Source organism: Cellulomonas hominis, assembly GCF_014201095.1.
GTDB lineage: Bacteria > Actinomycetota > Actinomycetes > Actinomycetales > Cellulomonadaceae > Cellulomonas > Cellulomonas hominis.
Genome location: NZ_JACHDN010000001.1, coordinates 1,001,036 through 1,015,717, shown reverse-complemented (window position 1 = coordinate 1,015,717; position 14,682 = coordinate 1,001,036). Strand labels below are relative to the sequence as shown.

10 protein-coding genes are annotated in these 14,682 nt (G+C 75.0%); all 10 read left to right on the top strand.

All coding sequences use genetic code 11. The annotated features are described in order from the left end of the window. Positions 1-4 precede the first annotated feature (4 nt). Positions 5-763: a flagellar biosynthetic protein FliR gene (locus HNR08_RS04660; RefSeq protein ID WP_146838310.1), complete on the top strand. Its 759-nt coding sequence runs from the start codon at positions 5-7 to the stop codon at positions 761-763. Then, positions 760-1,923 (top strand): EscU/YscU/HrcU family type III secretion system export apparatus switch protein, encoded by a 1,164-nt coding sequence (locus tag HNR08_RS04655; RefSeq protein WP_146838312.1) that lies wholly within the window; start codon positions 760-762, stop codon positions 1,921-1,923. Before HNR08_RS04660 ends, HNR08_RS04655 begins: the two co-directional genes overlap by 4 nt. Positions 1,924-1,954: 31 nt before the next feature. Continuing rightward, positions 1,955-4,018: a flagellar biosynthesis protein FlhA gene (flhA, locus tag HNR08_RS04650; protein WP_146838314.1), complete on the top strand. Its 2,064-nt coding sequence runs from the start codon at positions 1,955-1,957 to the stop codon at positions 4,016-4,018. Further along, positions 3,996-5,231 (top strand): hypothetical protein, encoded by a 1,236-nt coding sequence (locus HNR08_RS04645; RefSeq protein WP_146838316.1) that lies wholly within the window; start codon positions 3,996-3,998, stop codon positions 5,229-5,231. Before flhA ends, HNR08_RS04645 begins: the two co-directional genes overlap by 23 nt. Positions 5,232-5,790: 559 nt before the next feature. Beyond that, complete coding sequence (gene csrA, locus HNR08_RS04640; RefSeq protein ID WP_146838318.1) at positions 5,791-6,051, top strand: carbon storage regulator CsrA; 261 nt, start codon at positions 5,791-5,793, stop codon at positions 6,049-6,051. A 240-nt stretch (positions 6,052-6,291) separates the two neighbouring features. After that, entirely contained in the window at positions 6,292-8,706 is a 2,415-nt protein-coding gene (locus HNR08_RS04635) for a chemotaxis protein CheA (protein WP_221286558.1), read from the top strand. After that, positions 8,703-9,119, top strand: a complete 417-nt coding sequence (locus HNR08_RS04630; protein ID WP_146838322.1) for a chemotaxis protein CheW — start codon at positions 8,703-8,705, stop codon at positions 9,117-9,119. Before HNR08_RS04635 ends, HNR08_RS04630 begins: the two co-directional genes overlap by 4 nt. Before the next feature lie 187 nt (positions 9,120-9,306). Next, on the top strand, positions 9,307-10,908 hold the full coding sequence (locus HNR08_RS04625) for a methyl-accepting chemotaxis protein (RefSeq protein WP_146838324.1): 1,602 nt from the start codon (positions 9,307-9,309) through the stop codon (positions 10,906-10,908). A 142-nt stretch (positions 10,909-11,050) separates the two neighbouring features. Continuing rightward, entirely contained in the window at positions 11,051-12,769 is a 1,719-nt protein-coding gene (locus tag HNR08_RS04620) for a methyl-accepting chemotaxis protein (protein WP_146838326.1), read from the top strand. 238 nt (positions 12,770-13,007) lie between these two features. After that, entirely contained in the window at positions 13,008-14,609 is a 1,602-nt protein-coding gene (locus tag HNR08_RS04615; protein ID WP_146838328.1) for a methyl-accepting chemotaxis protein, read from the top strand. Positions 14,610-14,682 lie beyond the last annotated feature (73 nt).

Genomic DNA, 14,682 nt, shown 5'->3' with positions numbered 1-14,682 from the left:
GGCGATGGACGTGACCCTCTCCCTGGCGGCGGTGCAGACCGCGATGCTCGCGGGCGTCCGGTTCGCGGCGTTCTTCGTCGTGGCCCCGCCGTTCGCGCACCGGGGCATCCCGGGCGCCGTCAAGGCGATGCTCTCCGTGGGGCTGGCGCTCGCCGTGCTCCCGCGGCTCGAGCCCACGTCCACGACGTCGACGGGGGAGTTCGTCGGGGACCTGGTCCTGGAGGCGGTCGTCGGCGCCGCGCTGGGCTTCCTCGTGTCGCTGGTGTTCGCGGCCGTCCAGGCGGCGGGCAACCTCATCGACCTGTTCGGCGGGTTCCAGCTCGCGCAGGCGTTCGACCCGCAGAACATGACGGCGGGTGCGCAGTTCGCCCGGCTCTACAACTGGACCTGCCTGGTGCTGCTGTTCGTGTCCGGCGCGTACCAGGTGCTGATCGGCGGCCTCGCGCGGTCGTTCGACGCGGTGCCCCCCGGGACCGGGCTGGACCTGGCCGCGATGGCGTCGGCCGTCACCACCGGGCTGACCGACATGTTCCTCGCGGCGCTGCAGATCGGCGGCCCGCTGCTGGTCGTGCTGTTCCTCACCGACGTGGGCCTCGGTCTGCTGACCCGGGTGTCGCCCGCGCTGAACGCGTTCGCGATGGGCTTCCCGCTGAAGATCTTGATGACCGTGACGTTCGCGGGCTTCGCGTACCTGGCGCTGCCGGGGGTCGTGGGCGACCTGACGGAGCGGGCCGTCGAGGCGATGCTCGGGGTGGTCTCGTGAGCGGCGGCGGGGACGCGGGGGAGAAGACCGAGAAGGCCACAGCCCAGCGGATGAAGGAGGTCCACCGGGACGGGAAGCTCTCCCGGTCCCAGGACCTCACCGCGTGGGTCGGCCTGGCCGCGGCGGCCGTCATGCTGCCGGGCACGATGCAGCGCGCCTCCGACGCGGCCTTCGACCAGCTCGCCGCCGTGCGCGAGGCGATCGCCTCCCCGGACGCCGGCACCGTCACGCAGCTGCTCGGCGACGGGCTGTGGTCGGTCGTCGGCACGCTCGGCCCGCTGCTGGCCGTCGTCGCCGGCGTGATCATCGCGGTGGCCGTCGCCCAGGGCGGCGTGCACGTCAAGAAGTTCAAGCCGAACGTCAAGCAGTTCAACCCCGTCTCGGGCGTGAAGCGGCTGTTCGGCGCCAACGCCTGGTGGGAGGGGGCCAAGACGCTGCTGAAGACCGCCGTCGTCGGGCTCGTGCTCTACCTGGCGGTGCAGGCCCTGGTGCCGCAGCTCATGGGCACCGGCCGCATCCCGCTCGCGCACATGCTGGGCGTCGCCGGGTCCGGCATCAAGCAGCTCCTGATCTGGGGCATCGCGGCGGGCGTGCTGCTCGCGGCGATCGACCTGCTCGTCGTCATGCGCCGCAACCGCAAGCAGACGCGCATGTCGAAGCAGGAGATCAAGGAGGAGCACAAGCGCACCGACGGCGACCCGCTCGTCAAGGGCCAGATCCGGTCCAAGCAGATGGCGATGAGCCGCAACCGCATGATGGCGGCCGTCGCCGACGCGGACGTCGTCATCGTCAACCCGACGCACGTCGCCGTCGCCCTGCGCTACGTGCCCGGCACCGGCGCGCCCCGCCTGGTCGCCAAGGGCGCGGGCGCGGTCGCCGCCAAGATCCGCGCGCAGGCGACCGAGCACCGCGTCCCGATGGTCGAGGACGTCCCCCTGGCCCGCGCGCTGCACGCCGCGTGCGCCGTGGACCAGGAGATCCCCGCCTACCTGTTCACCGCCGTCGCCCGCGTGCTGGCGTTCGTCATGCAGCTCAAGCGGCGCGGAGCCGCCATGGGCAAGCACACGATGCCGGGCGGCTCCGTCGCCCCGGACGACGCCCCGACCACCGTGGCCGCCGCGCGCCGCCGGGCACGCGACGAGAAGAAGGCCGCAGCATGACCCGACCCTCCCGTCCCGAGAGGACCGACCGATGAAGAACCGGCAGATCTCGCAGCTCGCCGTCCCGGTGGGCGTCGTCGGCATCGTGCTGCTGCTCGTCGTGCCGCTGCCCGCGGCGCTGCTCGACGTGCTCATCGCCGTGAACATCACGGCGTCCCTGGTCATCCTGCTGACCAGCATGTACGTGCAGCGGCCCCTCGACTTCAGCGTCTTCCCGTCGCTGATCCTCGTGTTCACGCTGTTCCGCCTGGGCCTGAACGTGGCGTCCACCCGGCTGGTGCTGCGGGACGGCTACGCCGGCGCCGTGATCGACGCGTTCGGGCACTTCGTCGTCGGCGGCTCGCTGGTCATCGGCCTGGTGATCTTCCTGATCCTGGTCGTCATCCAGTTCGTCGTCATCACCAACGGCGCCGGGCGCGTGGCCGAGGTCGGCGCGCGGTTCACCCTCGACGCCATGCCCGGCAAGCAGATGGCCATCGACGCCGACCTGAACTCGGGCCTGATCGACGAGGACACCGCCCGCAAGCGGCGCGCCGACGTGGCGGCCGAGGCCGACTTCTACGGCGCGATGGACGGTGGCTCGAAGTTCGTCAAGGGCGACGCCATCGCCGGCATCATCATCACGCTGATCAACCTCATCGGCGGCTTCGTCATCGGCATGATGCAGATGGGGCTGTCCATGCCGGAGGCCCTGGAGCGGTTCAGCCTGCTGACCATCGGCGACGGCCTGGTCACCCAGATCCCCGCCCTGCTGCTGTCGGTGTCCACCGGCATCGTCGTGACCCGCGCGACCGCCGAGGGCGACATGGGCACCGCGGCGTCCAAGCAGCTGCTCCAGTCCCGCACCGCGCTCATGATCGCCGGCTCGGGGGCGCTCGCCCTGGCGCTGCTGCCCGGCATGCCGAAGCTGCCGTTCGTGCTGGTCGGCGCGACCCTCATCATCGTCGCCCAGCGCCTCAAGGCGACCCAGGCCAAGCAGGCCGAGGCCGAGGAGGCCGCCGCCCGCTCGACCGCCACCACCGCCCCGACGTCGAACGACACCCCCGAGGCGCTCATCGAGCAGATGCGGGTGCACACCCTGGAGATCCTGCTGGCGCCCGACCTGGTCGACATGGTCGGCAGCGGCCCGGACCAGGACCTGCTGCACCGGGTGCGGGGGCTGCGTCGCAAGATCGCCATGGAGCTCGGCATCGTCGTCCCGCCCGTGCGGACCCGGGACTCCGTGGACCTCCCGCGCTCCACCTACGTCGTGCGGATCGCGGGCGTGGAGGTCGGGCGCGGCGAGGTCCCGCCCGGGCGGATCCTCGCGCTGGGCGACGACCTGGCCGCCCTGCCCGGGCAGGCCGTGGTGGAGCCGGTGTTCGGGCTGCCGGGCAAGTGGGTGGCGTCCGAGCTCCGGCACGCCGCCGAGATGGCCGGCGCCACCGTCGTGGACCGGGTCTCCGTGCTCATCACGCACCTCGGCGCGATCATCACCAAGAACGCGCCCCGGCTGCTCGGCCGCGAGGACGTCCGGGTGCTGACCGAGGGTGTCAAGCAGGTCAACCCGTCCGTGGTCGAGGAGCTCGTGCCCGGCCTGCTCTCGCTCGGCGAGGTGCAGCGCGTGCTGCAGGGGCTGCTCGCCGAGGAGGTGCCGATCCGCGACCTCGGCCGGATCTACGAGGCGCTCACGCTCCGCGCGAAGGTCAGCACCGACCCCGAGGGCCTGGTCGAGGCCGCCCGCGGCACGCTCGGCCCCGCGCTGTGCGCGCAGTACGTGCAGGACGGCGTCCTGCGGGTGCTCACGCTGGACCCGGTGTTCGAGCAGTCGCTGGTCGAGGCGCTGCGGCCCTCGGACAGCGGCACGCAGGTCGTCACCGACCCGACCCGCCTCGAGGCCATGCTGGAGCGGCTGCGCGTCGCTGTGGCCGACGCCGAGGCCACCGGCCGGTCCGTGGTCCTGGTCTGCGCGCCGGCGCTGCGGCCCGCGCTCCGCAAGGTCGTCGTGCTCGGCCTGGAGCGGCTGCCCGTGCTGTCCTACGCGGAGGTCACGGGCGGCGGCGTCCGGATCGAGACCGTCGGGGTGGTGAGCGGTGCCCACGCGATTGCTGCTTGAGGGTGCCGACCTCGCCGAGCTCATGGTGCACGTCCGCGCCGAGTTCGGCCCGACGGCGCGGATCGTGCGCGCCGAGCGGGTGCGCAGCGGCGGCATCGCCGGGTTCTTCGCGCGCGAGCGGTACGAGCTGACCATCGACGTCCCCGACGCCGCGCCCAGCACCGCGCCCGGCCTGCCCCGCCGCCGCGGCACGTCCACCGTGGTGACCGCCGGCGGGATCGACGCGCTGCTCGCCGCCGCCGACGCCGCGGACGCCGGCCCGGACGGGACGCTGCTGGCGCCGGCCGGCCCCGGCGGGCTGCCCGAGGCGCGCGGTCCACGGGTGTCCACCGGCGAGGAGGCGTTCGCCTCGGTGCTGGAGCAGATGCGCGCGATGACCGGCGGGGTGCCGCCGGAGCACCACCTGGAGGTCGGCCCGGCGCGGGGGGCGGCGGTGCCGGCGGCGGCCGTGCCCGCACCCGCACCCGGCGAGCGCACGTTCGAGCCGCTGGTGCCCGCCGCGGTCCCCGCGCCCGCGCCCGCACCCGCCGCGGAGACCCGCGCGCCCGCGCCGGCGACCCCGGCCGGCCCCGGCGTGCCCCGCGCGGCGCTCGCCGAGCTGGGCGTCCCCGCCGACCTGCTCGCCGCCACGGGGGAGGGCCCCGTCGAGCTGTCCCGCCTGCTCGCCGCCGTGCCCGCCGCCCCGCCGCTGCCGCGCGACCCCGGCACGGTGCTCGTCGTCGCCGGGCCGCCGGAGGACGCCACCCGCGTCGCCGACCTGCTGGCGCTGCGCACCGGCGCGGGGACCGTCGTCGCGGCCGGTGACGCCGAGCCCGCCGCCGGCCCCCGGCTCGCCACCGCCGCGGCCGCGCAGCGCTGGCGGGCGTCCGGGCCCGACCCCGACGGCGTCACGGTCGTCGCGCTCGGGGTGCGCCCCGGCCGGCCTCGCGAGGAGGCCGCGGCCGAGGTGCTCGCCGCGCTCGCGCCGGACCAGGCCTGGGGCGTGGTGGACGCGCGGAGCAAGACCCGGGACTGCGCGCGCTGGATCGCGACCGTCGGCGCCCGGCGGGGCCTGGACGCGCTCGCCGTCGGCGGGCTGTTCGACACCAGCGAGCCCGGCACGGTGCTGGGCCTCGGGGTCCCGGTCGCGTGGATCGACGGCGTGCCGGCGTCCCGGGTGGCGTGGGCGGCGGCCCTCGGCGAGCACCTCCCGGAGGGCACGTCCTGGGGCTGACCCCCGCGCGGCCGCCGGCGCCCCGGCGCCGCGCCCGCACCGCCGCGGACGCACCGCCGCGGACGCGCCCGGCCCCCGCCGTCGCCGTGCCCCGCCGCGCGTCCCGCCCGCGCTGCCCTCGCGCCCCCCTCGCGCACCGTGGTCGGCCGCGCGGGCGGGCTTGCTTGCCGAGATCGGTCCTTCGCGCCGAGATCGGTTGATGGGGCGACCGATCTCGGTCGGGAGTGCCGATGTCGGCGCACGCGAACGGTCGGGTACGTGAGCTCGGGGCACGGGGTGTCGGCGCACGCGGACGGTCGGGCACGTGAGGTCGGGGCACGCGGACGGTCGGGTACGTGAGGTCGGCGCACGCGAACGGTCGGGTTCGCGAGGTCGGGGCACGGCGTGTCGGCGCACGTGAGCGCCCCGCGCCGCCGCGGGGCCCGGCCGGGGCCCGCGTGCGTCGCCGACTCGCGCCGGCGACGCACGCCCGCCGTGCGTGCCGGTCGCGCCGCGGTGCGTGCGTGCGTGGCGCGTGCGGGGGTCCGCGCGGGGCGCGGCGGAAGGTAGGGTCGGCGCCATGCTGGTGCTGAGCAGGCGGGTCGGTGAGCGACTCGTCATCGGGGACGACATCGTCGTGACCGTGATCGAGGTGCGCAGCGACGGCGTGCGCCTCGGCATCGACGCGCCCCGGTCGGTGTCCGTGCACCGCGCCGAGGTGCTCGAGGCCGTGACCGCGGCCAACGTCGCCGCGACCGACGCGGGCGACGACGCCGTCGAGTCCCTGCGCGGCCTGCTCGCCCCGCCCGCCGACGACGCCGAGCGCCGCCCGCAGGACTGACGCACCGGCCCGGGCCGGGCCCGGGCGGGCCGCCCCCACGTCTGCGGCCGGGCGACGTCCACCCGTGCACCTCCAGCAGTCCGCCGGCGGTCACCCGCCTGCCGCGACGTCCTCGCCCCGTCCGGGCGATCTTCACCCCGTGCCGGGCCGCCCGCGCCGGGGAAAGCCTCACTCCGCCGTGCCTCCGGCCGATCCTCACGTCTGACGGGGTGCACCCGCTAGGAGGCAGCAGTGGAGGACATGGACGAGATCGTCCGCGAGTTCCTGGTCGAGAGCCATGAGAACCTCGACCAGCTCGACCAGGACCTGGTGGCCCTGGAGAGCGAACCAGGATCGCGCTCGCTGCTCGCGAGCGTGTTCCGGACGATCCACACGATCAAGGGCACGAGCGGGTTCCTCGCGTTCTCCCGCCTGGAGCGGGTGGCGCACGCGGGCGAGAACCTGCTGGTGGAGCTGCGGGACGGCCGCCGCTCGATGGACCAGCCGACGACCGACGTGCTGCTGCGCCTCGTGGACACCATCCGCGAGATCCTGCGCGCGATCGAGGTCGACGGCGGCGAGGGCGGCGTGGAGGTCGACGCGGTGATCGCGGCGATCGAGGCCATCCAGGCGACGGACCCGTCGGCGGCCACGGAGCCGGCCGCCGAGCCCGCCGAGGCGCCCGCCGCCGAGCACGCCGCCCAGCCGGAGGCCGCCGCGGTGCCCCCCGCGCCGGAGCCGGCCCCCGCGCCCGCCGCCGAGGACGCGCCCCCGGCGCTCCCCACCCCCCGGACCCCGGAGCCGGCCGCCCCCGCGCGCGCCATCGGCGAGCCCGCCCCCGCGCCCGCCGCTGCCGCCGCGCCGGCACCGGCCCCGGCCCCCACCCCGGCGCAGACCCCCGCCCCGGCCCCGGCCGCGGTCCCCGCGAGCGACGAGGTCGGCAGCCTGCGCACCGGCGCGGCCGACGCGTCGATCCGCGTGGACGTCGACCTGCTCGACGCGCTCATGCGGCAGGTCGGCGAGCTGGTCCTGGCCCGCAACCAGATCAGCCGGCTCGCGACGGGCACCGACGACGTCGACCTGGCCCGCTCCGCGCAGCGCCTCAACCTCATCGCCGGGGAGCTGCAGGAGGGGGTCATGAAGACCCGCATGCAGCCCATCGAGCACCTGTGGTCGAAGATGCCGCGCATGGTCCGCGACGTCGCGGCGGCGTGCCACCGCGAGGTGCAGCTGGAGCTGTCCGGCGGCGACACCGAGCTGGACCGCAGCCTGCTGGAGGCCGTGAAGGACCCGCTGACGCACCTGGTGCGCAACGCGGTCGACCACGGCATCGAGGCCTCGGAGGACCGGGTCGCCGCGGGGAAGGCGCCGAAGGGCGTGCTGTCCCTGCGGGCGTACCACGCGTCCGGTCAGGTCGTCGTGGAGGTCGCGGACGACGGCCGCGGCATCGACCCCGAGAAGATCGGCGCGAAGGCGGTCCAGAAGGGCCTGCGCACGACGGACCAGGTCGCCGCCATGAGCGCGGGCGACCTGCTGCAGCTGCTGTTCCTGCCGGGCTTCTCGACCGCGGAGGCCGTCACGAACGTCTCCGGCCGGGGCGTCGGCATGGACGTGGTGCGCACGAAGATCGAGTCGATCGGCGGCGCGGTGGACGTGGAGTCCACGGTGGGCCGGGGCACGACGTGGCGGCTGCGCATCCCGCTGACGCTGGCGATCATGCCGGCGCTGACCGTGGAGTGCTCGGGCGACCTGTACGCGATCCCGCAGGTGAACCTGCTGGAGCTCGTGGCCCTGGACTCGCAGCGCTCGGAGTCCGGCATCGAGCACGTGCACGAGGCCGCGGTGTACCGGCTGCGCGGCGAGCTGCTGCCGCTGGTGTCGCTGTCGTCCGTGCTGGAGGTCGGCGGGGAGCGCCCGGACAACGCGGTGATCGCGGTGGTGCAGTCCGACCACCAGCGGTTCGGCCTGCTGGTCGACCGGGTGCTCAACACCGAGGAGATCGTGGTCAAGCCGCTGTCGGCCCGGCTGAAGGCCGTCGGCGCGTACGCCGGCGCGACCGTGCTGGGCGACGGGCACGTCGCGCTCATCCTCGACGTCCAGGCCATCGCCCGCCGGGCGCTCGCGGGCGAGCTCGACACCGCCGCCCGGGACGCGCACGCCAACGCGGCGGCCGCGCTCGCGCACGAGGTGCAGCAGGTGCTCGTGGTCGGCATCGGCGGCGGCCGGCAGGTCGCGATGCCGCTGGCGTCCGTCGCCCGGCTGGAGCACGTGCAGGCGGAGCAGGTCGAGTACGTGGGCGGCCGGGAGGTCGTGCAGTACCGCGGCACGATCCTGCCGCTGGCCCGGCTCGACCGGATCCTGGGCGCCTACGGCGAGCAGGACGCCGCGGAGCTGCTGCTCGTCGTGTACAGCCGCGGCGACCGCAGCGTCGGCCTGGTGGTCCGGGAGATCGTCGACATCGTCGACGACGACTCGGCCCGGCACTCCGACATCGAGGACGCCGGCCTGGTCGGGTCCACGGTGCTCGGCGACCGCGTCACGGAGCTGCTGGACGTCCGCCGCGCGATCCTCGCCGCGGACCCGGCGTTCTACGACGAGCGCGCGGAGCTGCGGTCCACGTACGACGACCTCCCGACGCAGGTCGGCGGGCCCGAGCTGGTGGGAGCGACCCGATGAGCCAGTACGTCACGTTCACGCTCGGCGGCAGCCTGTACGGGGTGGACGTCACCCGCGTGCAGGAGGCGCTGCGCTCGCACACCCGTACCCGGGTCCCGCTGGCCCCGCCGGGGGTGGCCGGGCTGGTGAACCTCCGCGGGCAGGTCGTGCTCACGGTGGACCTGCGCCCGCGCCTGGGGCTGAAGGCCCTCGGCGAGGACGCGGAGCCGATGATGGTCGTGGTGCAGGTGGCCGGCGAGCCGGTCAGCCTGCTGGTCGACGAGATCGGCGACGTCATGGAGGTCGGCCCCGAGACGTTCGAGGCGCCGCCGGACACGCTGGACGCCGCGCTGCGGCCGCTGATCCTCGGCGCGCACAAGCTCGACGGCCGGCTGCTGCTGGTCCTCGACGTGGACCAGGCCACCGCGGCCTGACACCGCGTCCCCGCGAGGCGGGGCGTCCGCGACACCCGCGGGCGCCCCGCCTCCGTGCCTTCCGGACGGCGTTCCGTGCATTCCGGACAAAGCGCGGAAAACGCTTCACCCGGACGAGACATCACACGAATCCGCCGGTGGCCGATCGGGAAGGGCGTCCTGCCCACGTCCGCGCGGAGAGCCACCGATGTCCGACCCGACCGCCACCGCCCGCCCCCGCCGGGGCCTGCGGTCCTCGATCGCCGGCAAGGTGCTCGGCCTGCTCGCCGCCGCCGGCCTCGTCGCGGTGCTCACCGTCGTCTCCGCGGCGGTCAGCCTCGGCCAGCTCCGGGAGGACGTGCGGTCCACCTCGGGCAACGTCATCCAGCTCGGCCAGGTCAGCGACCTGCAGCGCGCCCTCCAGGCGGGCCGCGCCCGCATGGTCGAGTACCCCGCCGCGACCGACGAGGTGCGCGCCGACCTGCGCACCCAGCTCGAGGACTACAAGACGAGCATCGCCGAGCAGCAGGCGGCCTACGACGACGTCGCGGTCGACGCCGAGGCGTGGGCGGCCCTCGACTCCGGCTGGTCCGAGATGGTCCGGCTGGCGGAGAGCGAGCTGTTCCCGCTCGCGGACTCCGGCGACGTCGCCGGCGCCGCGGCCTTCTACCGGGCCGAGATCCTGCCGCAGACCACCGTCGCGGCCGACGCGATCGCCCAGGAGAACGAGGCCGTCGCGGCGGTCGCCGACACGGACTCGGACCACGCGAGCAGCACCGTGTCGAGCACGCTGCTGCTGGTCGTGCTGCTGGTCGTCGTCGGCCTCGCCCTGGTGCTGGCGGTCGGCCTGCGCGTGGCCCGCCGCCTGTCCCGCGACGCGAACGAGGTGCGCCGGGCCCTGGAGGCGATGGCCGAGGGCGACCTGACGGTGACCGCGCACGTGCGCAGCACCGACGAGCTCGGGGCGATGGCCCGCGCGCTCGACACCGCCCAGGGCAGCCTGCGCGGCGTGGTGTCGGGCGTCGTCGAGACGGCGCAGACCGTCGCGGCCGCGGCCGAGGAGCTCTCGGCCGCGCCCACCCAGGTGGTGTCCGGCTCCGACGAGACCTCCGCGCAGGCGGGCGTCGTCGCGGCGGCGGCCGAGCAGGTGTCCCGGAACGTGCAGACCGTCGCGGCGGGTGCCGAGCAGATGGGCGCCTCCATCCGGGAGATCGCGCAGAACGCGTCCGAGGCGGCCAAGGTCGCCGGGCGCGCCACCGACGTGGCCGCGGCCACGAACGAGCAGGTCGCGCGCCTCGGCACGTCGAGCCTGGAGATCGGCAACGTCGTCAAGGCGATCACCAGCATCGCGGAGCAGACCAACCTCCTCGCGCTGAACGCGACCATCGAGGCCGCGCGGGCCGGCGAGGCGGGCAAGGGCTTCGCGGTCGTGGCCGGCGAGGTCAAGGAGCTGGCCCAGGAGACCGCCAAGGCGACCGAGGACATCGTGCGCCGCGTCGAGGCCATCCAGAACGACACCGGGTCCGCGGTCACGGCGATCGGCGAGATCGGGCAGATCATCGCGTCGATCAACGACTACCAGCTGACGATCGCGAGCGCGGTGGAGGAGCAGACGGCCGCCACCACGGAGATGTCCCGCTCGGTGGCCGAGGCCGCGACGGGCTCCGGGGAGATCGCCACGAACATCACGGGCGTGGCGTCCGCGGCGTCCACGTCGAGCCAGACGCTCAACCAGATGGGCGACGCCATCGGCGAGCTCGCGCGCATGTCCGAGGACCTGCGCGGCCGGGTGTCCCGCTTCACCTACTGACCGCACCCGGCCCCGCGGGCCGCGCCGACCCCGCCCCGGGGACGGCGCGGCCCGTCGCCGTTCTCACCCGCTCCCGGGCTCAGCGCGTCCCCCGTCCGGACGATCGGGATGTCCAGCAGGGGACGACAGGAAGGACCCCACCATGAGCGTCACCACGACGTCGACGTCGACGCCCTCCCGGGCGGCGGCGCTCGACCGGGTGCCCACGCCGCGCGGCCCGGGCCGGTCCGCCCCGGCGCGCGCGCCCCGGAGCGGCCCGCGCCGCGGCACGGCCTGGTTCGCGAACCGCGGCGTGCGCACCAAGATCCTCCAGCTCCTCGCGCTGGTCGTCGTCGTGGTCGCCGCGACCGGCACGTTCGCCGCGGTCCGCATGGACGCGCTCGCGGCCAGCACGGCCACCGTGCAGACCGTCAGCGCGAACGTCATCGGCCCGATCTCCGTCGTGCACCAGGAGGAGATCAAGGCGCGCATGCTCATCGCGCAGGCGGCGGGCAGCGTCACCGAGACCGACGCGCAGCAGCAGGAGCAGCTCGACCGCATGGCCGCGACCGACGCGGACCTGCAGGCCGCGGCCGACGCCTTCGAGGTCGGCATCGGCGACACCGTCGTGCCCGGCTGGGAGGACTTCAAGGCCGCGTGGGCGCAGTGGCAGCAGGTCAGGGACGAGCAGCTCGTCCCCGCGGCCTTCTCGGGCGACGACGTGCTGTTCGCGCAGATCACCGACGGCCCGGCGCAGGACGCCGTGGACGCGATGGTCGCGGCGCTCGAGCAGGCCGACGTCTCCGCGGCCGACTACCTGAAGTCCGTCTCGGACCAGGCCGCGGCCGACGCCCGCTCCGGCTCGCAGATCCTGCTCGTGGTCCTCGCGGCGGGCGTCGTGCTGGTCGGCGCGGTCGGCCTGGTCATCGCCGGCATGATCCGCCGCCAGGTCACCGAGGTGCAGCGCGCGGTCGAGGCCCTGGCGGACGGCGACCTGACGGTCACCCCGCAGGTCGACACGGACGACGAGCTCGGCCAGATGTCCCGCGCGCTGACCCGCGCGCAGCAGAACCTCCGGGGCGCCATCTCGGGTGTCGTCGAGACGGCGCAGACCGTCGCGGCCGCGGCCGAGGAGCTATCGGCGGCGTCGAGCCAGGTCGTCGCCGGGTCGGACGAGACGTCCGCGCAGGCGGGCGTGGTGGCCGCGGCGGCCGAGCAGGTGTCGCGGAACGTGCAGACGGTCGCGGCGGGTGCCGAGCAGATGGGCGCGTCGATCCGGGAGATCGCGCAGAACTCCTCGCAGGCGGCCAAGGTCGCGGGCCAGGCCACCGACGTGGCGGCCAGCACCAACGACCAGGTGTCCCGCCTGGGCGTCTCGTCGCAGGAGATCGGCAACGTGGTCAAGGTCATCACGAGCATCGCGGAGCAGACGAACCTGCTGGCGCTGAACGCGACGATCGAGGCGGCGCGGGCCGGTGAGGCGGGCAAGGGCTTCGCCGTGGTCGCGGGGGAGGTCAAGGAGCTGGCGCAGGAGACCGCCAAGGCCACGGAGGACATCGCGCGCCGGGTGGAGGCGATCCAGGACGACACCAGCGGTGCGGTGGCGGCGATCGGGGAGATCTCGCACATCATCGCGAGCATCAACGACTACCAGCTGACGATCGCGTCGGCCGTGGAGGAGCAGACCGCCACGACGAACGAGATGTCCCGGTCGGTGGCCGAGGCCGCGACGGGCTCGGGCGAGATCGCCACGAACATCACCGGCGTCGCCTCGGCCGCCGCGGAGTCCAGCCAGACCCTCAACCAGATGGGCGCCTCCATCGCGGAGCTCGCCCGGATGTCCGAGGACCTCCGCGCGCGGGTCAGCGGCTTCCGCTACTGACCCCGGGCCCCCACACCCCAACCCCGCAGAGTGGAAGGTTCGGACCGACACGCCCACGGCGAGTCCGTCCAAACCTTCCACTCTGCGTGCGGCCCGGCCCGGGGGTGGCCCGGCCCGGGGGGTGGTCCGGCCCGGGGGTGTGGCCCGGCCCACCCGGGGGTAACGCTCCGGACGCCCAGCCCCCCGCCGATAGGTGGGACGACCGACTCACCGGACACGCGAAGGGCGATCGACCACGATGAGCGCGCAGCAGGGCACCTCCCGACGGATCTGGGCCGACCGGCCCGTCCTGGTCAAGATCCTCACGGCGGTCGCCGTGATGGCGGCGATGACGGCGGTCGTGACCGCGGTGGCGGTCAGCTCGCTGAGCACGCTCCGCGCGGACGCCGCCGAGATGTACTCCGGCAACGTCACGCCGCTGCAGCAGCTCACCGAGATCCAGCGCTCGTTCCAGGGCGACCGGGCGCGCGTGATCCAGTACGGCATCGCGGACGCCGAGACCCGCGCGACGCTGGCCGAGGAGCTCACCACCCGCCAGCAGGACCTCGACGCGCAGATCGCCGAGTACCGCGCGGGCGCCGTCGACGACGCCCAGGTCGACGCGGTCGTCGCCGCCCTGGACGCGTACTACGCCGCGGCCGAGGACACGCTGTTCCCGCTGGCGGACGCCGGCGACGCCGCGGGCTTCGCCGCGTACTTCGACGACACGATCCGGCCGCTGACGACCGGCGTCGTGGACGCCATGCAGGTGGAGACCGCCGCGCAGGGCGACCAGGCCGCCGCGCTCGCCGAGGAGACCGACGGCGTCGCCGCCCGCTCGATCCTCATCACCGTGCTGACGGCGGTGCTCGGCGCGCTGGCCGCCACCGCGCTCGCGTACGTCGTGGCCCGGGGCATCGTGCGCCGGATCGGCGGCGTGTCCCGCAGCCTCGCGGCGGCCGGCGACGGCGACCTGACGGTGCCGTCCGGCGTCGTCGGCGGGGACGAGCTCGGCCGGCTCGCGGTGGACCTGGAGCGCACGCAGGACAGCCTGCGGACCCTGGTGTCCGGCGTCGCCGAGACCGCGCACACCGTCGCCGCGGCCGCCGAGGAGCTGTCGGCCGCGTCCACCCAGGTCGTCGCCGGCTCCGACGAGACCTCCGCGCAGGCGGGCGTGGTGGCCGCCGCCGCGGAGCAGGTGTCCCGGAACGTGCAGACGGTCGCAGCGGGCGCCGAGCAGATGGGCGCCTCCATCCGGGAGATCGCGCAGAACGCCTCGCAGGCCGCCAAGGTCGCCGGCCAGGCCACCGACGCGGCGGCGGCGACCAACGAGCAGGTCGCCCGCCTCGGTGCGTCGTCCCAGGAGATCGGGAACGTCGTCAAGGTCATCACGAGCATCGCGGAGCAGACGAACCTGCTCGCCCTCAACGCCACGATCGAGGCGGCGCGCGCGGGCGAGGCGGGCAAGGGCTTCGCGGTCGTGGCCGGCGAGGTCAAGGAGCTGGCGCAGGAGACCGCGAAGGCCACGGAGGACATCGCCCGCCGGGTCGACGCGATCCAGGGCGACACGACCGGCGCCGTGCAGGCGATCGGCGAGATCTCGCAGATCATCGCGAGCATCAACGACTACCAGCTCACCATCGCCAGCGCGGTGGAGGAGCAGACGGCCACCACCACGGAGATGTCCCGGTCGGTGGCCGAGGCCGCCACGGGTTCGGGCGAGATCGCCACGAACATCACCGGCGTGGCGTCCGCGGCGTCCACGTCGAGCCAGACGCTCAACCAGATGGGCGACTCGATCGGCGAGCTCGCGCGCATGTCCGAGGACCTGCGCGGGCGGGTGTCCCGCTTCACCTACTGAGCCGGTCGGGTCACCCGGCCCGGAGAGCGCTCACATCCCGATGATCCCGGCCGATCCAGGGGGCACGGCGGCG

Excerpts from the sequence above, each read along its gene's own strand:
- HNR08_RS04660 (WP_146838310.1), top strand. The coding sequence starts at position 5 with ATGGACGTGACCCTCTCCCTGGCGGCGGTGCAGACCGCGATGCTCGCG.
- HNR08_RS04630 (WP_146838322.1), top strand. The coding sequence starts at position 8,703 with ATGAGCCAGTACGTCACGTTCACGCTCGGCGGCAGCCTGTACGGGGTG.
- HNR08_RS04635 (WP_221286558.1), top strand. The coding sequence starts at position 6,292 with ATGGACGAGATCGTCCGCGAGTTCCTGGTCGAGAGCCATGAGAACCTC.
- HNR08_RS04620 (WP_146838326.1), top strand. The coding sequence starts at position 11,051 with ATGAGCGTCACCACGACGTCGACGTCGACGCCCTCCCGGGCGGCGGCG.
- csrA (WP_146838318.1), top strand. The coding sequence starts at position 5,791 with ATGCTGGTGCTGAGCAGGCGGGTCGGTGAGCGACTCGTCATCGGGGAC.
- HNR08_RS04615 (WP_146838328.1), top strand. The coding sequence starts at position 13,008 with ATGAGCGCGCAGCAGGGCACCTCCCGACGGATCTGGGCCGACCGGCCC.
- flhA (WP_146838314.1), top strand. The coding sequence starts at position 1,955 with ATGAAGAACCGGCAGATCTCGCAGCTCGCCGTCCCGGTGGGCGTCGTC.
- HNR08_RS04625 (WP_146838324.1), top strand. The coding sequence starts at position 9,307 with ATGTCCGACCCGACCGCCACCGCCCGCCCCCGCCGGGGCCTGCGGTCC.